Below are 19,693 nucleotides of genomic sequence, written 5' to 3' on the forward strand. Positions count from 1 at the left end.
TGTCTTAATCTGTGAAGTAAAAATAAATAAAGGATGCGTGATCGCTCAATATTCTATCATTATGCTGACTTAGCTTATGAGTTTGAGCCAATCAAAGACGCTGGTGATAATTAACCAATGCTATTATGTTATATGCCATCACAACAATTTGCCTCTGTAATGGCCTTCATTCAACTAAGAAATGATACAAAGCATGATAGTTTGGCTCTATGATTGAATAATGTTGTTTTCTGCCTAAAAGGACCTTCAGCTGTTCCGGGACAGGAATTTCTTTTTTCAATAGTGGTTCTAATACCTCTTCAAATTTGGCCGGGTGCCCTGGTGCCACAATAACCCAGGGTTTGTCCTGATTGATTGTACTTAGACGATGATAAGCTGTGGCGGTATGAGGGCAAATTATATAATGATATTTATTGTAACAATGTAGGATAGCTTGCTTAATTTGCTCATCACTAACAGATTCTGCATTCATCTGTTTTTTACATTCAGAATAATTATTAAATAAAACGAATAAGCGGTCCAAATTGCTTGGCTCACCTACATCCATCGCTGTTGCCAATGTTTTAGTAACCGATTTGGCTTGATAAGCTCCAGTTAACAAAAATTCGCCCAGTGCACTATTAATATTATTAGCTATTAAAATTTGCTCAACCGGAAAACCCAGCATTTTTGCCCAATAACAAGCCGTAACATTCCCCAGGTTTCCGCCTGGAACTATAAAATTAACAGAATGATTATGTCTTAATGCCAATTGAATGCTGGTAAAAGCATAGAAAATAATCTGTGGTAATAATCTGGCTATATTCATGCTATTGGCTGTAGTCAATATTCCTTTATGTTCTCTTTTGGCAAATACCAGCTTCACCAGCTGTTGACATTGATCAAAACTGCCATTAACAGCCAATGCACGAATATTCTCTCCCCAACAAGTAATTTGAGATTGTTGTCTGAAAGTAAGTTTATCTTTAGGAAATAAAATGATTCCTTCCAGATCTCTTTTCCCATCCAAAGCATGAGCAATCGCAGCGCCAGTATCACCAGATGTTGCGACCAGAACTTTGGCGCTCTTGTTTTCTATCAGATGCAATAAACATTCACTGAAAAATTGAGTTCCTAAATCTTTAAAAGACAGGGTTGGGCCATGAAACAACTCCAGTACATAACTTTTCTTAAAAAGATGATGTAACGGAAAGGAGAAGGTGAGGAATTTTTGAAAAAAAGCATTATTTACATCAATTTTACTATCTGAAAAAAATGGCGAGAGTAAATTAACAGAAAAGTCGATTAAATTACCGTATTCATAAAATTTTTTTATTGTTAAATTGGGAAACCTGTCAGGTACAAATAACCCACCATCCCCTGCCAGGCCTGACAGTATCGCTTCGTCTATTGTGGAGACACATTGTCCTCTCGTACTCTTTATTCTAATTTTCATCTGCAGCCTTTGCACCTTCTGATGAAATATTATTAACCAGTAAGTCACTTTCAAAGACAACTTTTGCTTCGCGGTATATTGCTAACAGCTATACTTTAGTCAATCTAATTTAGAAGATAATGGAAGTTTAGTTTATTTTTTAGAAATTTATTAAGATTGACGTGAATGGCATCATGAAAAACGCCAATTCAAACCCAATTTGAATTGTTCTAAAATTGGATGCTTGGCGATTCTGGTCGTTTGATACCTATGATTATTAGAGTCCTTACCCTGTGTATCAAAAGTAAAATCTTGCAACCGATTCCAATCCCACTCTACACGGCAACGCCAATTTTGAGTTAACTCCAACTCGAGACCTGTACCTAATTGAACTCCATTCTTCTTTTTGGTATTTGAAAATCTTCCACTGAATGAGCCAAAAAGGCCACTCTGAGTAATGCTTCCGCTTAGGTTGACATCACTGATAATCCAGCCTACTCGTCCATAGATGATTCCCACAGAAGGCAAATAAATACCAGGGTGTATAGCTAGACCAGACTGCCATTTTTGTTTGAATGCACCATTTAATATTCTTGAATAAAGTTCATTGGAATCAAAAAAGTAGATTTTTCCTTCATTGGAACTACGGTTAAAAAAACCTTCTAAACTAAAATAATAATGTGTCCGGAAAAATTTTTCATAGCCTAAATAAATTTCTCCTCCAACTCCCGAACCATACCAGTCAAAATGATCAAAGTCAGTAAAATTAAGCTCTTGACTGGTTTCATTCCTTTTAAAATTGTAATGGGCTGTGTCTCTAATAACTGAAAATCCAAAATACATATCGGGTCTTAGAAAAAAATTGAGCTGTGTTTTTTCAGCCGCTACAACAAATAAAGGTGTAAAACTGAAAAAGATAAACAACAAGAATGACTGAACAGGCAAACTTAAATACACGAATAATTCCTTTTACTAAGTCAAAAAACAGCTATTATCTTATATGACACGTATCTGTTTTGCATCAGCGATTAAAATACTAATTTTACTTATCCTATGGACAAAACTCTATATTTTTGTGAAAAAACCCGGCCAATGCATGATGCCATGTAGTTTCTTAAAATTTGAAATAATTAAAATTATTTAACATTCCTCTACATATTATTGCTTGCATGTTAACCTTTAAATTATTTTTTCCGTGTAGCGCTTATTTTAAAGCGAACAATTACTGCATCCTGTATTTCATCAGTACTAGCCCATTCACCTTGTCCTACCCCAAATGTACTGCGTTTGATTGTTGAGCTACCTTCAACTAAAGCCTGATCGTTAGAAATTTGCTCCACAACAAACTTCAGAGTAACCGGAGCTGATTTATCTCTTATAGTTAGAATCCCTTCTGCTTCATAGGTTTTATCATCCAATTGATTAAATTTCGAAGCTTTAAATTCTGCATTAGGAAATGTCTTGACGTTGAACCAGTCAGGGGAGGCCAATGTCGTTACGATGTCCTCAAAAGGTGCTGCAATCGAATTCATATCAATAGTGATATCAATTGACCCTGTCTTGTAGTTTGAAGGATCAGCAAAAATTTGACCAGTAAATTTCTTAAATCGCCCTGTAACCGGGGCACCATTTTGAGTACCAGTAAAAGTAATCTCACTTTGTGCTGGCACGATTTCCCATTCAGGGAGTTTACTGGCGTAAATCAATGTATTCACAAAAAATATCAATACCCAAAGGGAAGATTTAATATAGACATTCACTATAACATTCTCCGTAATATATCATCCTTATTAATAAAATGATGTTTTAATGCCGCCGCTGCATGCAGGATTATGGCCATAATTAATGCATAACCCAACCATTCATGAATCAATTGGAACAAAATTCTTCTATTCTCATCGGGCGCAACAAGGTCAGGTAAAACAAATAAACCAAAAAAAGAAGCAGGCAATCCTGCAGCCGAGGTAATTAGCCATCCACTGATGGGCATAGCAAACATGAAAAAATAAAAAGCCCAGTGCATGCTGCGAGCTGCAATTTTCTCTAACAGGGGAATAGCTAATTCCGGTAATTGATTAGTCAAACGCCAAATCAATCTGAAAAAAGCCAAAAACAATACCAGAAATCCGTACTCCTTATGCCAACCATATAATTTTAATTTCTCAAGACTAATAGGGATCCTGACCATGTATAAACCCACTCCCAATAGCCCAATAATTAAAGCGGCCATAATCCAATGGAAAAAAATCGCAACCAGACCAAAGCTGGTTGAAGTATTTTTTAATTGCATAGATTATCCATATTTCTTATCAAGATAGGCTTCTGCTTCTATTTCTATTTCAACATCATCTCCTACTTCTGGTATTAAAGCTTTTATTCCATAATCAGAACGCTTTAATGAAGTGGTAGCACTAAACCCAGCTGTTTCTCTGTCATTTAATAAATTAATTCCTGCTTTATTTAATATCACGTTCAATATGATGGGTTTTGTGACGCCATGCAAAGTAAGCATTCCATATACTTTTGCTTTATTCTTTCCCATTACTTCCACTCTGTTACTAACAAAAGTTGCTGTTGGAAACTGCTTGGTATCAAAAAATAATTTACCTTTCAAATGTTTATCCAACTCGGGTATACCTGTGACGATATCATCGACCTTGATAGTAACATTCACTTTACTCTGCTGCGGGTTATCCTTATCAAGAACAAGTTGACCGCTTGCATACCATTTTCCAGCTTGAGTTGAGAAGCCTAAATGCTTGATCTTCCATAACACATAAGTATGCTGATTATCTAAGGTCAAGGTTTGTGGTTCTGCGTAGACATAAGACGACAATACAAAGACTGCCAATATTGGAGCAATAAAATGCCTGTAAATCCGTTTCATATTCAACTCCCAAATTAAATTAATGTTTTATTTACCCATATCCAATGATCCACCAACAAGTTTTTCGCAAATCCCTTTGGGTAATAAAATAAAAGCATCCTTTTGGCTATCCTTGGTTGAAGACCCAGCACAATCTGAAGTTGCTGTTGAACAATCATTCATCCCTTTTTTAACCACACCATAACATTTCTCCTTACTCAAATCCTCTGCTATTGCTGTGTTTGATGCAATGAGAACTAAAAAAGCACTTATGGCAGATTGTACCAATTTATCCTTCATTGACATGGATAATCTCCTTATTATAGTGAACTTAACCAGATCTCAGCCTATAAATAGATAACTCTTAAGCTTCCCTGGTATTTTTAATAAAGTAAATTTTATTAAATCTTCAATCATCAGCCTTTCTTTAATGAATAAATGAATGCAAATAATCATATGCTTTTTTGGCGTATTCCAAAGGATGTGCTTTTTCCGGATCCTGCTCCGCCTCCACTATCATCCATCCATTATAGCGATGTTTTTGCAGCCCTGCCCATATAGGTATGAAATCAATTGCTCCATCACCAGGCACAGTAAATACCCCTCTTCTTACTGCATCCATAAAGCTGAGTCTCTCCATTTCAACTCGTCTCAAGACCTCAGGGCGAATGTCTTTCAGATGAACATACAAAATACGATCACCGTACTTATCTATTAAATTAACCGGATCTATTCCTGAAAAGGCAGCATGTCCTGTATCAAGTAATAGAGAAACCAACTTTGGACTGGTATTGGTCATTAAAAAATCAATGTCTTTCTCCCAAAACACCCCAGTCCCTGCATGGTAATGATAAACGATCTTCATATTGAAGTCGTAAGCAATTCGGCCTAAGGTATGTAGCCCTTGAATCAATAAACTCCATTGCTCTTGAGTAAATTGAGGGATATGAGCACTTAATATCGGTAAATCAGTGCCTTGAATAGCATGACCGCATTCACAAACATTAATATACGATGCACCTAATGCGCGCATAAAGCTTAAGTGTTCAAGAAATCTTGATACGGTTTTTTCAAAAGCATTGGCCTCAGTAAAATAAGTGCTAAACCATGAACTGGATAATTGTAAACCTCGTTGTTCCAAAGCAGCCTTTAACGTTCTTACATCTCGTGGGTATTTATTCCCCAGCTCAGTGCCAGAATAACCTGCCATAGCCATTTCGTTAATACATTGCTCAAAACTAATGTCTTTACCTAAATTCGGATCATCATCATTGCACCAATTAATTGGTGCGATACCAAGTTGAATACTCATCTTCACTTCCATCTTCAATATTGTCTAACTGTTTCAATTTGCTCTCGCATCATTTGGTAAGCTTTACTCACTGATTCCGATTGAGATACCTCAGCAACTCCAACCCGCCACCAAGTCTTATATCCTTGACTCATGGTCTTTGGTAATACAGGAAGAACAATAACCGTACTATTTTCCTGTTTTTTTGCTGAGTCTAAAGTAGTCCGGAATTGCTCATAGGATTTAACAAAATAAGTAGCTGCCCCCAATCCCTCTGCGTACTTACAAAAATCTATGGGTAAATAATCGCCATTTAAAGCATTAGTAGTTGGCTCCCTATAACGAAATTCATTACCAAAACCCAGACTACCATTCCCTTCCTGTAAATTTCTAATGCACTGAAATCCATGGTTATCAAAAATGAGAATTGTAATTTTCTTGCGTTCCTGGATGGCAGTTAAAAGCTCTGAATGCATCATGACAAAACTGCCATCTCCAACTAAAACATAGACCTCTCCTTCCTGATTTTCTTTTGCAATACGTACTCCTAGACCCGCTGCAACCTCATATCCCATACAGGAATAAGCGTACTCCAAATGATAATCCTTTGCCTTTTTGGATTGCCAAATTCGATGCAAATCACCTGGCAAACTCCCCGCTGCACTAATTATCACATCCTCTTCAGTAACATACTGATTGAGCAGTCCCAAAACAGTAGTTTGGTGTAACCCAGCCTGCTCTGTAGAATAAGACTGAGTCAATTTATCTAACTCTTGAGCCCATTCATTTTGATAATGACGTATTAACTGCTGATAAGAGAGAGAGGTTTGATAATCTGCCAGCTCTTTCCCCAATTGCTCCAAACCAGCTTTAGCATCTCCTTTTAACATAACTCCATTCATTTTCATGGCATCAAGACGTGATACATTAAGATGAATGATTTGGCAGTCCTGGTTTTTAAAAGCCCATTTGGAAGCTGTCGTAAAATCCTGTAATCGAGACCCGATAACCAAAATAACATCAGCCTGAGCTGCCAGAGAATTCGCTATTTCAGATCCAGTAACACCTATTCCACCAACGTTCATGGGGTGTTTCGCTGTCAGGCTACTTTTTCCTGCTTGGGTTTCAGCAACAGGAATGCGATGTTTTAATGCAAACTCTGATAAAGTCTCCGTAGCCAGTGAATAATGTACACCACCACCTGCAATGATTAATGGTTGCTTAGCCGTTCTGATATGCCTTATGGCCTCTGTCAACATTGCATCACTTATCCTCTCTCTCTCAATACGCCATAAGCGCTTTTTAAAAAAAGATTCCTCATATTCATAAGCTTCAGACTGAACGTCTTGAGGCAAACATAAAGTAACAGTACCTGTTTCAACTGGATCGGTTAATACCCTCATAGCATGCATACACGCTGTCATTAACTGTTCAGGTCTGGTTATCCTGTCCCAAAACTTACTTACTGGTTTAAAGCAATCATTAACAGATATGGTGTAGTCATATGGCACCTCCAATTGTTGGAGAACCGGATCTGGTTGCCTGCAACTGAATACATCACCTGGCAACAACAGTAATGGAATTCTATTGGTTGTCGCTGTCGCCGCTGCAGTAATCATATTAGTAGCGCCAGGACCAATTGATGAAGTACAAGCCATTATCCCTAGCCGATTTTTTTGTTTGGCATAGGCGGTTGCTGCGTGAGCCATTCCTTGTTCATTATGTCCCTGATAATAAATTAAACCCTGAGCATCGTATTCCAATGCCTCACCTAATCCGGTTACATTACCATGGCCAAATATTCCAAATACACCATTGATGAAACGGTATTCATTATTATCCAGAACGACATACTGATTAGCTAAAAATCTTAATAGGGCCTGAGCCATAGTTAATTTAATCTTCATTTATTTGACTCTCAAAATCATACTGCAGATAAGGATTACTACTGTTTATGTTGCCATGTTCTTAAATTTGCCCTGCTTGTCCTTGTCCATTCATGGTCTTTTGTGAAGGTAGGCAAGGTATATGCGTTATTATTTAAATGCCGGATAAACCACAGTGTATAAAGTGCATAACCGGGCGCTGTACAATGAGCATGTTCCTGATTATTGGCAATCTGGTAGGTATCATAGTGTTCAATTCGCATCACCTCTTTACCATTTTCGCCAAAAGCATAGCCTTGAGGCTCTGAAAACCTGTAGTGGTAAATTTCAGGTTGTTGATGATAATGTGAAGGATAACTTGACCAACGCCCTTGAAACGTAATAATTTCCCCAACTACCAAATTAGATTCGGGTCTGTTTCGTTTATCAAATACCGTTCTGACAAGTCGATATGAAGTATTTTCAAGAACTCCTTCTCCCCTATTGTCTAACTCAAGCATATTAGATGCATCAAATAAAATCGGAGAAAATAAATTTTCGTTTTCCGTTTCCATTAATAAAATTTCACAATCAGTCAGAGCGATTACTGAACTTACTTCATTCTTTGAGCAGTGCAAGACATAGGGTGATTGAGAAAAATAATCTGTACGTTCAACCTCCTGGCTATAACAGCCATACTGGAAAACAACTTTTCCTGTCATTAAGAGGGCAGCAAATTCATAACTCGAGTTAAATTGGTGGCTTTGCCCCTTATTTAATTTAAGGGAACTAAAACTCATTGCTGTAGGTGAGTCTTGCATCGTTACAATCGAATTTAAACCATCGGCAAATCCACATGGATTTTTAATAAGCAACTGTGTCTTTCGATTTTTACTTAATTTCTCATGCAATTGTGTTAACTGGGAGCTGTTCCATATTTCAGGCTCATGATCATATTCTTGAATAAAATAGTTCAATTCTTCCTTGTATGGAATTGCAGGAGCGCAACCATGACGAGTCACGACCAAGGCGCCACAAGCATTAGCATAGGTTACTGCTTGCTCCCATGATTTTCCTTGCAGCAAACCAGCTAAAAGCCCGGACATAAAACCATCACCTGCTCCCAAAACATTCAATACTTCAACAGGAAAAGATTTTGCCTGTAATAGACCTTTGTCTGCTCCAAAATGAACACGAGCACCCTTCTCTCCTAATTTAACAACTATTGGCGCATCGGTTCGCTGCCTGATATTGATTAATGAAACTTCAATATCATTCGAACCGCCTGCAATACATATTTCCTCTTCAGTCCCAACAATCAAATCGCATAAAGGCAAAATTTGTTGATACACTTGAGTTACATATTCATTCTGGCAATAACGACTTTCCCCATTACCAATCACAGTTAACCGCCAAAGAACAGGTCTATAATCGAGATCAAAAACTATTGTCGTTTCTGCTTTTCGGGCTAAATGAACTACTTCCAGGGTAGTATTTTTCATTGATTCTGTGGATAAACCTGTTCCCGTTATCAATAATGACTTTGCATTTTTTAAATCAGTAAAACTAATTTGATCTGATTTAATCTGCATATCTGCGCAATCATTACGATAAAAAAGCAGAGGGAAATTGGAGGGAGGCTTAATACCCAAAAGTACAAGGCCAGTTAAATGATTATCTGTTTCCAATAATAACTCAATATTAACTCCCTCACGTTCCAGTTCTTCTTTCAGAAACTTACCTAACTCATCTGAGCCAACACAGGAAAACATCTGGCTTTTTAATCCTAATCGGGCAGCTCCAACGGCAATATTTCCTGCACAACCACCCAAATATTTTTTAAAGCTTGCAACATCCTTTAAATCCAATCCTATTTGCTCCGCGTAGAGATCAACTGCTACGCGTCCCATACAAATCAAATCGATTGCTCTATTCTTATCAAAATAAAATCCGGGAAACTGTTTCATAGCGGCCTCAACTCAATACTACTGGCAGATGCGTTTCTAAAGATTGTTTCGCTGCTTTTGCGATGCGCAAGGCTTGTAGTCCATCCAATCCTGAAACGGGACTTGTCTGATTATCATTCCAGGCACTATAAAACGCATTCAGTTCTGCCAGATAAGCTTGATGATAACGCTCAAGGAAAAAATATTGAGGTTTTGCGCCATCCGTTCCATTAGCCGAGTATCGAGATACCGTATGCTCAAACTGATTTTCAGCCAATAACATACCACCTGAACCGAATACTTCTATCCTTTGATCATACCCATAGATTGCTTGACGGCTGTTATCTATGACACCAAATGCGCCATTAGCGAACCGTAGTTGAATGATTGCTGTATCTACATCATCAAACTGCTCAAAATCAGGATTAATTAGAACAGCCCCTGTTGCATAAACCTCCACAACCTCGGATTGCATTAAAAAACGTGCCATATCAAAATCATGAATAGACATGTCCATAAATATTCCACCAGATGTCGCGCAATATTCTTTGGATGGACAAGCCGGATCACGAGAAGTAATTCGAAGAATATGAGGAGTGCCAATTTCACCAAACTGCACTCTTTTCTGAATGTTGGCAAAACCTGGATCAAATCGACGATTGAATCCAAGTTGCAATAAAGTATTATTGTTTTTGATTATGTTTAATGTTTTCTCTATCTCTTCTTCATTCAAACCAATTGGTTTTTCACAAAAAATCGCTTTCTCATGAATACTCGCTGTAATAATTTGTTCGAGATGTAAATGAGATGGTGACGCGATCAAGATGGCATCCAAGTCAGGGTGGCATAGCACATCTTCTGATTGAGTAGACGCGATTGCAATCCCTAATTTTTCTGCCCAATTCCTATCGATCTGGGGATCTGCTATGGCCACTAATTCAAATTGCGGTAAATGAAATAGAATATTTTCTGCGTGCAGTCTACCAATTCTTCCCGCACCTACTATCCCAATTCGACATATTTTCTTTTTCATGATTAATCCATAATTAAATTAAATTTTGCTATTTTTATATTTTTCGATACTGGTTGACCTATATCTCTTACTTTTTTTCCAGAGCTTAAATTTTCTTCCAGTTTTTCCAACGATACTGATGTAGTTTCCGGGACAAAATAATAAATAAACCAGCATGCCAACAAGCAAAAGGTAGCGAACATAGCAAAGGTAACTGTTTGACCTGAGAATTGATAAATGGGAAGAAACAAAAGTGATACAACAAAATTAGCGCCCCATTGAAACATAGTAGCAATGCTCATTGCCAAACCACGCACTGATAAGGGGTATATTTCGGATATTAAAACCCAGAACAGAGACCCCAGGCTAATACAATACCCCATCACATAAAATGATAAACCACCTAAAATCCAGAATTTATTGACAAATAAAGAGTGGCACGATAGTAAGCTAACAAAATATAAGCTAATTGATGCGATCAAAGTACCACTGATTAACAAAAACCTTCTGCCTAATTTATCAACATAAAAAAGGGTAACCACTGTAAAAATAAAATTGACCAGACCCAAAAAAAAGGTAGCGAGAATTGCATTTTTAACTGGAGAAAACCCAAATGATTCAAAGACAACAGGTCCATAATACATCAAAGCATTGATCCCGGAAAATTGCTGGAATAGTCCTAAACCAACTCCTAATAAGAGAACAAAAACAATTGGTTTTTTAAACATCTGGATATAGGCTGGTGCAGGATTAACTAAATTATTACTAATTTCAGTCAATTCCTGCTGAATATTATACCCAACTGGCCTAATTTGCTTTAAGGTCTTTAAAGTAGCATCAGCTCCATATTTAATCATTATCCAGCGGGGTGAATGAGGGACAAAATACATTCCTGAAAATAAAACGAGAGCAGGTAGACTTCCTATCCAAAATAAATATCTCCAACTCATTAAAGAATAGTCATGGAGAAAATAGCCAATTAAATAGGCGATAGCCTGACCAAACGTGATGGTTAGTCCATTAATCAATACTAAAGTTCCCCTCTGATGAGGCGGCGCGATTTCTGCAATGAATAAAGGAGCAATATAGGAGGCAATACCTATGCAAATGCCGATAATAAATCGACCGAGTAATATCGAAACGAAGCCGGGAGCCAAAGCACACAAACTACTCCCCAGTATAAAGCCTAAAGCTACAACTTTTAATAAGGATCGTCTGCTTAACTTATCTGCGACAAGACCACTTATGGGTATTCCCAATATACATCCCAATAAACTACTGCTGACAACTTGCGCCCATTGCCAGTCTGTTAATGCCAATTGGGAGATAACCTGATCTTTCACATCAGCTATGACGCTGGAATCAAATCCGAATAAAAAACCGCCAAATCCGGCAATTACCGCGATCAGGAATACAAATGCGTTCATTCCCTTGTTCATGTAACTATCTGTCCCTAATGAAAATTCTGTTCGTGCATGATGTTATCACGGCCAGGTTGCAAGAAAAATATCAAAGTGTAAATTATTGAAGATAAAATAATACTTTACCCCGATAATGGAGGTTTGCTGATTAAACAAACACTTTTTGGCGTGAAGAGGACACGCTTAGCCAACGTCCCAATTTAAATCACCATAAGTAGTTAATTCATGGAACAAAGGGCGCAACACCCTATGCCACGCAAATTCTTGCTGCACTGCAATCACAAGTTACAAGAATTAATTATACTTGAGATGCAGTGGTTTCTAAATTTGGTAGTTTTTTGCAATATTGCTGCAAAAGGCAAGGACCCTAAAATCCTACCTATCTGCCGTTTGAACACAAAAATAATTATCGTCACTCAACTAGCAACGTACTTATGGGCGCAAATCGACATCACAGTATTCCACATCCATTTCATTAGGGCTATGAAATGAATCCGATACCTGAAAAGCCTCTTGTGGCCTGTAATTAAAAAATCCCACCTCTGAAGCAGTGGCAATTACAGGAGTTTGAGCCTCTTTATAACAGGATGAAAATTGATCTTTTGTAGAGCTAGGTTTATTTTGTAAGTATCTTATATGTTGCGTTAGCTCCTGAACAATTTGCAGATCACTTTCTATAGGTGATTTAATTGTATTCAGGATTTTAATGGCTTGTTGATAGGTAGCTATTGCATCTGAAATCTTTTGATTTTGTATATAAGATTTGGCTAAATTTAGAACTTGCATTGCCATGCCGCGATAAGAGCTATCACTAGGCGTTACATTTACAAAAATCGGATTAAAAATAACTCGATCAACTCCAGAGACTGAATTAGGGGTTGGGGGTTCTGCTGCCAAAGACAATTGCGATAACATATTTTCTAAGCTACGATCAATTTGTTGTATTTCACTAATCGATATATTTTCAAACTGCTCAAAAAGTGCTTGCTCCTTCTGCCTTGCAACTTGCCCCTCTCCGAGCAGATATTCATGATTCATAAATTTTGCGGAGTTTAAATAAGACTTTGTTGATAGTTTTTTTTCATAAAAAATATGAAATTGTTTGAAATTAGCAACTGGATCCCCAATTTGTTGTTCTTCAAATGTTTTATTTTGAATCAATCCAAATGCTTTTAGTGCATTAGCCATTGCCTCATCCCCAGCAGATTGATTCATCAGCTCATAACACGCATCAGATAAATCAATATATAACTCTGTTAGAAGTCGGTAAGAGTCATCTTTGAGTGGGGTTTCTGTGAGGTGATTTATCGCCGCTTCATAATGTCTACCGGCGCTTAAATAATCTCTTCTATTAAAATACAGGTTCGCCAGATCATAATGTACATTAACTATTGCATTAATATCCTCAGGAGTTTTATTGGAAATTTGTAAAAATAAATCAATTGCTCTTAGATACTCGGTCATTGCTTCTTTTATGCAATATCTCTTTTCAAGCTCTTTGGCAGAGGCGACTTTCTGTCTGGCATGTATTCTCTTTACTTCATCCATCATTGACTCCTTTAATGCGAATTCAGACCCATATATAAAGACAACTTATTGTAAAATAATCCAACCCCCTTAAAACAAATAGGAATTTTCTTAATTGTCTGAAATTAAAAAAGAATTGGTTGTGAGCCGGAAAGTTGAATTAATATGATTATCTCTTTTTATCAGCAATCAGTATCGAAGTCACCTGAATTGCTGTATTTAATTTATGAGACCTATAACAGGACAAATCACTCCTACCTCTTTAAAAGCATTGATGACATCCTGCTTATTATATTGCCTGTCAATTGCCGCTTGGATAACACCACAAGAAGCTGCTTCAAATGAAGTCCCTGATGTCCAATATTTTATATTGGCATCTACCATCACTTGAAATGCCTTTCTCACTGACCAGTTCGGTTGATGGGCTAAAAGATAAAAAGCCCTGTTAAAGATCCCGCTGGTCAGATGAACATCCAAGTCATCATGATAATCATCGAAATGCTCAATAGAATGACCATCTTTCGTTGGATAGTCCATGTAGCGAATTGGCTCACCACTTATAGTAGCCTCACGCCCTATAGACCAATCTTCACCATCCCAATACCATGGAAAATCTTTACGCAAGTAATCCTGCATAGCAATCGATGCCATATCCGAGAATGCTTCATTGATTCCTCCGGATTGCCCATTATAGACCAGGTTAGAATGCAATCTGGTAAAATTATGAGACAACTCATGCGATAAAGTGCTCTGTGCCGGTGCTGTTAATTGAGTATCGCCATCACCAATCACAATTTGTTGATGCATTAAGTACAATCCTTTTATTTTAATAGAAGGCACAGCAAAGGCATTATCAAAATTTTTAATATGGGTATAGGCTCGCAAAGGCAAGTCGTCACCTAAAGGTTTTTCAACGCCATAATACTCTTTGTACATTTCCAGTGTGACTCCGGCAAAATACATAGCATCATTAATTGAAGAAAAACTGTAGTTTGCAGGTGATGTATCTCCATCATTAATATTGATATATTGTGATTCTTTGCTACAGGGGTAGGAAAATGCTGGTATATTTTTATAGATTTCCACAATGCTTAGAACGGGGAAGGATCTCTTGTCCAAATCAGTATACGCAGCATTAATGACCCTTACCTCAGGGCTTTCTACAACACAATTTTTCCCCTTGATCGTTACCTCAAATTTGCCGAGAGAAGGAATATCCTTCATCGAATCCCCATGTTGAAACAATCCCGACCGATAGGGAAGAATGAATACATTACCACCTAAGCCCTGACCAACTTTCTTATGTGTTAAATCATCCCAGCTTTTTAAAATCTCACCAGAATTGGCATCGATAATATAATTCGGAGCGGAGACAAAATGTAATGGATCATTTGCATACATTGATAAATGATAAGCTAGATAAGCTTTTTTATGTGAATCCAGATAAATGATTTTTTTTATATTTTTGTATACGATCGAATTGTTATTATATTTTATTATCTGGCTTTCAATATCAGCAGCACTTAATTTCCCATCAGTCTGATGAACATCCTTTTCAATTTCAGACACATCGACACCGGTCAGAAAAATTTTTGACTTGCTGGTCTTATGAAGGATTAGCTCATGACCCCAAACAGGAATATTTCTATAATAAACCTGGTAACGAATATCGTTATAATCACGATTGCCCTCATGATCAACTGGTTTCAGCTGATAATTTAACGACGTGATTTTATTAGTAATTGACATAAATCCTTTTTTATCTTGCAAGATACTAAAATTGTATTTTTTTAAATTGTTATCGCCCGCCTGCCAAATAATATTTTCTGAAGCAGCTTGCAAATTAACACTTGCCATAGAAACAGCTAATAATGAAACTATCCGTGTGTTCATATTTTTTCCCTGTCTTTGACTATTGTTGTGTCTTACAGCGTTTATTTATATTCACTGACTCCTGATATGTGTTCGCATACTGCATCAGCCATAGCAGACGCGGCTTGACTGCTTTCCCTAAACCAAAGCTCAGGCTCTATCATTTCCAACTCACTCAAACACAATTTATTATTGTTATCCCACATGACATCAACACGTGCATACACAGGTAACTCATCGCATTGAGCTATGACATTCTCAACAAACTCCCTTTCTTCTTGAGATGCCTCATAAGGATGTACAGTCCCACCGAAATCATCCTGTACTCTAAAATCGCCAGATTTTGCTTTTTTTAGTATAGAATGGCTATATCTACCCCCAAATACCATAAAAGAGACTTCTCCTTTATTTACAATGTTCTCCTGAAATTCCTGGAGTAACATCGACTCATTGTTAATTAATGATTCAAATACATCTTGATAATGATCCGCGGAATCCTGATCAAATAAATATGTATGGCGTGCTCCGCCTGCAATTGCAGGTTTTAGTATCGCTTTCTTCCATCCCGATTCCTTCATTAAATTATTTAAGATATTTAGCCTCCCCCTTTTTAAAAATAAAGTAGGAGGGATATTAATTCCTTTTTGCTGCATATCACTCAAATAATGTTTATCAATATTCCACTGAATAATAGAAATCGGATTTATAAATTGAATTCTTTTTGAGCAATCATTTAGCCAGAGATGAAACTCGTCATAACGATGAAAATAATCCCAGGTGGCACGAAACAGTGCATATCTAGTCTCTGACCAATTATATTGTCGATTATCCCAATGAGTTCGTTTAACTTTTAATCCCTTTTGCTCCAGAGCTTCGGTTAATAATCTATCTTCTGTTAGCACATTTTGAATGTAGGGAGTAATATCGGCCGGGTCTATAAAATCCTTCTGTGTTAGTAGGACAATATCGCACTTGTTAGAGGTCATGATAGAAACAATCCGTATCAAATGATACAAGAATACTTATCTTTTTAAACTAAATCTATATACCCCCATCGCAAATCAACCAGCTAATTTAATCAAATTAACAATGATTGCATTTTGAAGACTCTTTGTTTAATCTCTGGCTGCGTGTGTATTGGAAATCACTTATTTAAGGACATGATGAATGTTTAAAAATGCTATAGTAAGAACACCATCTTCTACAATGATCAATGGACTAACCACATCGGCTGATTTGGGGAAACCCAATTATGAGCTTGCATTAATACAGCATCAAAATTATATCAAAGCACTATCAACATGTGGTCTTGAAGTGACAGTGCTTCCAGATCTAGAACAATTCCCGGATGCTTGTTTTGTAGAAGACGTGTCATTATTAACTGAACAATTTGCTGTCTTGACATGCCCTGGCGCAGAGTCCAGGCGAGATGAAGTTCAGGAAATTGAACCCAGCATTCAAGCATTCTTTAAAGACAGGATTTTCAGAATAAGCACGCCTGGCAGACTTGAGGCTGGAGATGTGCTTAGAATAGACAATCATTTTTTTATTGGTCTCTCAGAAAGAACTAACAAAGAGGGGGCTGAGCAACTAATTTATTTACTGAATCAGCATGGCTATACAGCCTCAGTAATTCAGCTAAAAAAATTTCTGCATCTTAAAACAGGAGTGAGTTACCTGAATAATGATTATGTATTGGTTAGTGGAGAATTAATCAATCATCAAGCATTTGGTCATTTAAAACAAATAGTAGTAAGTCATGAAGAAGCGTACGCAGCTAATTGCATTATGATTAATGAGACTGTGTTATTACCCAAAGGGTGTCCTAAAATAACCCATCGTTTATCCGAACTGGGGTTTTCAATTATTGAATTGGATATGAGCGAATTTAGAAAGTTGGATGGTGGTTTAAGCTGCTTGTCGTTGAGATTTTAATGAAAAGCCGCTTATCTGTTTTAAGTCTTGCCTTAATCACTGTTTGCTCGGTTGATAGCATTAGAAATCTTCCAGCAGCCGCTTTAGCGGGGAACCAGCTGTTTTATTACTTTGCATTGGCCTTGCTATTCTTTCTTCTCCCTTGCGCCATTGTTGCAGTTTGGTTCTCCAGGCAATCAGAACAAGGTGTGTATGGGTGGGTAAAACAAGGACTAGGGAATCAGTGGGCATTCATCGCCATTTGGTTTCAATGTATTCAGAATGTTTTAATTTACCCTACCTTATTGAGTTTTATTGCTGGCACCCTGCTCTACAGCATCTCCCCTGATTTAGTTCAAAACAAAAGTATGCTTTTTCTAATTATTATTTTTTTGATTTGGAGTTTAACCTGGATTAATTTAAAAGGAATTCATCTCTCAAGTCGTTTTAACTCTTATTGCTCCATAACGGGATTAATTCTTCCTTTTATTATTATCCTGTTCGTGGGATTGTACTGGTGGATTACGCAGGTTAAACCTGGTACCACAGTTCTACCACCAGCCGAACCTTATTCCTGGACTTCGCTTACTGCAATTATTTTGTCATTTTGCGGTATTGAATTAGCCGCGGTTCACGCACGGGACAGTAAACAAGGGGCTTTCCCTAAAGCCATAGCTATTTCAGTTATTACAATCTTTCTGACGATGTTATTTGGTTCGATCGTATTGGCTATGATCATTCCCCCAGAACAATTAAATTTTATCAGCAGCATTCCCCAGCTCATACAATTATTTTTTAATAAAATTGGTTATGGATATTTTGCCTTTATTATTAATGGATTGATCGCAATAGGTTGTATAGGTGCAGCAAATAACTGGCTCATTGCACCTATAAAAGGATTAGAATTTGCAATAAACGAAGGGTTCTTAAATAGGCAACTCAGTCAAGTGAATAAACATAACGCACCTTTCAGATTGTTAGTCGCACAAGCTTTCTGTGTATCGATTATTAGTGCTTTATTTCTTATCGTACCTTCGATTAATGCATCTTACTGGATCATGTTGAATGCAGCGACACAAATTAATTTATTAATGTACCTCTTGCTCTTCATTAGCGCTATCAAAATAGTTTCCTCAAAACCGATTTTAAGTAAGCTAAATATAATGATTCCCGCTTACCTGGGGTTGGCAGGCAGTGGCATTACCTTAATTGTAAGTTTGACGCCACCGCCATCACTCGCCATTAGCTCCAAATTGATTTATGCATTGCTTGGCGCAATTTTCCTGGTCATAATGACCTTGATTCCTATTTGGAGGAGACCTAGAGTTCTTACATGAAAAGAAATATCCAATCCTGATTTGCAAATTCAGACGCAAGTTTCATACTCTCAGCTATAATTGAGATATTAATCATTAGTTATTGTAAAATCAGGTTAAATTTTAGCAGGAATTCAGTACTCATCGGAGATGATGATGAAATTGACACGGAATATGATTGCTCAGGCTGTCCAGGCTAAAATAATTACAGAGGAACAGGCCAAGAACCTCATTGAATTCATAAAAAATCTTCCCGAACAAACTCCAGGATTTAACTTAACCAATGTCCTTTATTATTTTGGAGGACTTATAGCTATTGGTGCAATGACTTTGTTTATGAATCTTGGATGGGAACTGTTTGGAGGCTGGGGTATTTTCTATTTGTCAATTTGTTATGCCCTACTCGGCCTAGGCCTTTGCAGTCAATTCAATGGGAAAGGATATGTCATTCCTGCTGGCATTTGCGCTACTTTTGTCATTTGCCTTACTCCTTTGGCAATCTATGGCTTACAAAAAGGAATGGGCTGGTGGCCAGATGACAGCGTTTATCATGACTATCATGTTTATATCAAATGGCATTGGATCTTCATGGAGTTGGGTACGCTAATGGTAGGTACTATCCTGGCCTGGATATATCGGTATCCTTTTATGATTATGCCAATTGCGGTCACTCTTTGGTATATGTCCATGGATATAGCAGCCATGTTGGGTGACGGTCAATTTGATTTTGAGCTAAGGGCAATGGTTTCAATGTACTTTGGCTTAATTACTATATTGATTGCCTTTTGGGTTGATGTTCGATCCAGTCAATCAGCAGATTATGCTTTTTGGCTGTATATATTCGGTGTCATGGCTTTTTGGTTCGGTTTAAGCTGCCAATCCTCCGACAGTGAAATATCCAAATTTATCTATATGTGCATTAACCTCTTCATGATTCTGACTGGAGTCATTTTAAACAGAAAAGTATTCGTTATTTTTGGTGCGTTAGGATGTTCTTATTATCTGGGTCATCTGGCATTTCAGGTGTTTAAATTCAGTATGCTTTTCCCTGTTGCTTTGACTGCCATAGGTTTTGGTATCATTTATTTAGGAATAATCTGGCAAAAAAATGAAGCGAAACTTACTAAAGAGCTTCGATCCATACTTCCCAAACCATTAAGAGACTTATTGGAAGCAAGGGACAGTATGGATTAATGAAATATTTTCTCACGTCCTATCACATTCTATTACTCTTTAGATAAATTGTAGG

The 19,693-nt window shown here is 37.3% G+C and carries 17 protein-coding genes; 3 read left to right on the top strand and 14 right to left on the bottom strand.

Annotation, left to right across the window (positions count from 1 at the left end; all coding sequences use genetic code 11):
- Window positions 1-166: 166 nt before the first annotated feature.
- The 14 genes from thrC to LPG_RS08295 form a co-directional block, all read right to left on the bottom strand.
- Complete coding sequence (gene thrC, locus LPG_RS08230) at window positions 167-1,435, bottom strand: threonine synthase (protein ID WP_010947370.1); 1,269 nt, start codon at window positions 1,433-1,435, stop codon at window positions 167-169.
- 171 nt (window positions 1,436-1,606) lie between these two features.
- Entirely contained in the window at window positions 1,607-2,371 is a 765-nt protein-coding gene (locus tag LPG_RS08235) for an outer membrane protein (RefSeq protein ID WP_010947371.1), read from the bottom strand.
- A 227-nt stretch (window positions 2,372-2,598) separates the two neighbouring features.
- The gene (locus LPG_RS08240; RefSeq protein WP_010947372.1) at window positions 2,599-3,174 is read right to left on the bottom strand and encodes a YceI family protein; all 576 of its coding nucleotides are present in this window, start codon (window positions 3,172-3,174) and stop codon (window positions 2,599-2,601) included.
- Entirely contained in the window at window positions 3,174-3,704 is a 531-nt protein-coding gene (locus LPG_RS08245; RefSeq protein ID WP_010947373.1) for a cytochrome b, read from the bottom strand. Before LPG_RS08245 ends, LPG_RS08240 begins: the two co-directional genes overlap by 1 nt.
- A 3-nt stretch (window positions 3,705-3,707) precedes the next feature.
- The gene (locus LPG_RS08250) at window positions 3,708-4,301 is read right to left on the bottom strand and encodes a YceI family protein (RefSeq protein WP_015444444.1); all 594 of its coding nucleotides are present in this window, start codon (window positions 4,299-4,301) and stop codon (window positions 3,708-3,710) included.
- 27 nt (window positions 4,302-4,328) lie between these two features.
- The gene (locus LPG_RS08255) at window positions 4,329-4,586 is read right to left on the bottom strand and encodes a BufA1 family periplasmic bufferin-type metallophore (protein ID WP_010947375.1); all 258 of its coding nucleotides are present in this window, start codon (window positions 4,584-4,586) and stop codon (window positions 4,329-4,331) included.
- A 121-nt stretch (window positions 4,587-4,707) separates the two neighbouring features.
- Window positions 4,708-5,604: a myo-inosose-2 dehydratase gene (gene iolE / locus LPG_RS08260; protein ID WP_016356924.1), complete on the bottom strand. Its 897-nt coding sequence runs from the start codon at window positions 5,602-5,604 to the stop codon at window positions 4,708-4,710.
- Window positions 5,605-5,606: 2 nt separating this feature from the next.
- On the bottom strand, window positions 5,607-7,478 hold the full coding sequence (gene iolD, locus LPG_RS08265) for a 3D-(3,5/4)-trihydroxycyclohexane-1,2-dione acylhydrolase (decyclizing) (RefSeq protein ID WP_010947377.1): 1,872 nt from the start codon (window positions 7,476-7,478) through the stop codon (window positions 5,607-5,609).
- A gap of 38 nt (window positions 7,479-7,516) precedes the next feature.
- Window positions 7,517-9,403: a 5-dehydro-2-deoxygluconokinase gene (gene iolC / locus LPG_RS08270; protein WP_010947378.1), complete on the bottom strand. Its 1,887-nt coding sequence runs from the start codon at window positions 9,401-9,403 to the stop codon at window positions 7,517-7,519.
- A gap of 7 nt (window positions 9,404-9,410) precedes the next feature.
- Window positions 9,411-10,415 (bottom strand): inositol 2-dehydrogenase, encoded by a 1,005-nt coding sequence (iolG, locus tag LPG_RS08275; RefSeq protein ID WP_010947379.1) that lies wholly within the window; start codon window positions 10,413-10,415, stop codon window positions 9,411-9,413.
- Window positions 10,416-10,417: 2 nt separating this feature from the next.
- Window positions 10,418-11,833, bottom strand: coding sequence for a sugar porter family MFS transporter (locus LPG_RS08280; protein ID WP_010947380.1), 1,416 nt, complete (start codon window positions 11,831-11,833; stop codon window positions 10,418-10,420).
- Window positions 11,834-12,247: 414 nt separating this feature from the next.
- Entirely contained in the window at window positions 12,248-13,366 is a 1,119-nt protein-coding gene (locus LPG_RS08285) for a lpg1654 family Dot/Icm T4SS effector (protein ID WP_010947381.1), read from the bottom strand.
- Window positions 13,367-13,561: 195 nt separating this feature from the next.
- The gene (locus tag LPG_RS08290; protein WP_010947382.1) at window positions 13,562-15,235 is read right to left on the bottom strand and encodes a M4 family metallopeptidase; all 1,674 of its coding nucleotides are present in this window, start codon (window positions 15,233-15,235) and stop codon (window positions 13,562-13,564) included.
- A 41-nt stretch (window positions 15,236-15,276) separates the two neighbouring features.
- A complete protein-coding gene (locus tag LPG_RS08295) occupies window positions 15,277-16,200 on the bottom strand; it encodes an ATP-grasp domain-containing protein (RefSeq protein ID WP_015444439.1) in 924 nt (307 codons plus the stop codon).
- Window positions 16,201-16,381: 181 nt separating this feature from the next.
- Here LPG_RS08295 and LPG_RS08300 point away from each other — a divergent pair, with 181 nt between their 5' ends.
- The 3 genes from LPG_RS08300 (at window position 16,382) to LPG_RS08310 (ending at window position 19,638) form a co-directional block, all read left to right on the top strand.
- Entirely contained in the window at window positions 16,382-17,149 is a 768-nt protein-coding gene (locus LPG_RS08300) for a dimethylarginine dimethylaminohydrolase family protein (RefSeq protein WP_010947384.1), read from the top strand.
- Entirely contained in the window at window positions 17,149-18,465 is a 1,317-nt protein-coding gene (locus LPG_RS08305) for an APC family permease (protein ID WP_015444438.1), read from the top strand. The genes LPG_RS08300 and LPG_RS08305 overlap by 1 nt, the downstream gene beginning before the upstream one ends.
- Window positions 18,466-18,600: 135 nt before the next feature.
- Window positions 18,601-19,638, top strand: coding sequence for a hypothetical protein (locus tag LPG_RS08310; protein WP_015444437.1), 1,038 nt, complete (start codon window positions 18,601-18,603; stop codon window positions 19,636-19,638).
- Window positions 19,639-19,693 lie beyond the last annotated feature (55 nt).

Source organism: Legionella pneumophila subsp. pneumophila str. Philadelphia 1 (assembly GCF_000008485.1).
GTDB lineage: Bacteria > Pseudomonadota > Gammaproteobacteria > Legionellales > Legionellaceae > Legionella > Legionella pneumophila.

Coding starts and splice junctions, on each gene's coding strand:
- thrC (WP_010947370.1), bottom strand. CDS start 1,435: ATGAAAATTAGAATAAAGAGTACGAGAGGACAATGTGTCTCCACAATA.
- LPG_RS08245 (WP_010947373.1), bottom strand. CDS start 3,704: ATGCAATTAAAAAATACTTCAACCAGCTTTGGTCTGGTTGCGATTTTT.
- LPG_RS08250 (WP_015444444.1), bottom strand. CDS start 4,301: ATGAAACGGATTTACAGGCATTTTATTGCTCCAATATTGGCAGTCTTT.
- LPG_RS08255 (WP_010947375.1), bottom strand. CDS start 4,586: ATGTCAATGAAGGATAAATTGGTACAATCTGCCATAAGTGCTTTTTTA.
- iolE (WP_016356924.1), bottom strand. CDS start 5,604: ATGGAAGTGAAGATGAGTATTCAACTTGGTATCGCACCAATTAATTGG.
- iolD (WP_010947377.1), bottom strand. CDS start 7,478: ATGAAGATTAAATTAACTATGGCTCAGGCCCTATTAAGATTTTTAGCT.
- iolC (WP_010947378.1), bottom strand. CDS start 9,403: ATGAAACAGTTTCCCGGATTTTATTTTGATAAGAATAGAGCAATCGAT.
- iolG (WP_010947379.1), bottom strand. CDS start 10,415: ATGAAAAAGAAAATATGTCGAATTGGGATAGTAGGTGCGGGAAGAATT.
- LPG_RS08280 (WP_010947380.1), bottom strand. CDS start 11,833: ATGAACAAGGGAATGAACGCATTTGTATTCCTGATCGCGGTAATTGCC.
- LPG_RS08285 (WP_010947381.1), bottom strand. CDS start 13,366: ATGATGGATGAAGTAAAGAGAATACATGCCAGACAGAAAGTCGCCTCT.
- LPG_RS08290 (WP_010947382.1), bottom strand. CDS start 15,235: ATGAACACACGGATAGTTTCATTATTAGCTGTTTCTATGGCAAGTGTT.
- LPG_RS08295 (WP_015444439.1), bottom strand. CDS start 16,200: ATGACCTCTAACAAGTGCGATATTGTCCTACTAACACAGAAGGATTTT.
- LPG_RS08300 (WP_010947384.1), top strand. CDS start 16,382: ATGTTTAAAAATGCTATAGTAAGAACACCATCTTCTACAATGATCAAT.
- LPG_RS08305 (WP_015444438.1), top strand. CDS start 17,149: ATGAAAAGCCGCTTATCTGTTTTAAGTCTTGCCTTAATCACTGTTTGC.
- LPG_RS08310 (WP_015444437.1), top strand. CDS start 18,601: ATGAAATTGACACGGAATATGATTGCTCAGGCTGTCCAGGCTAAAATA.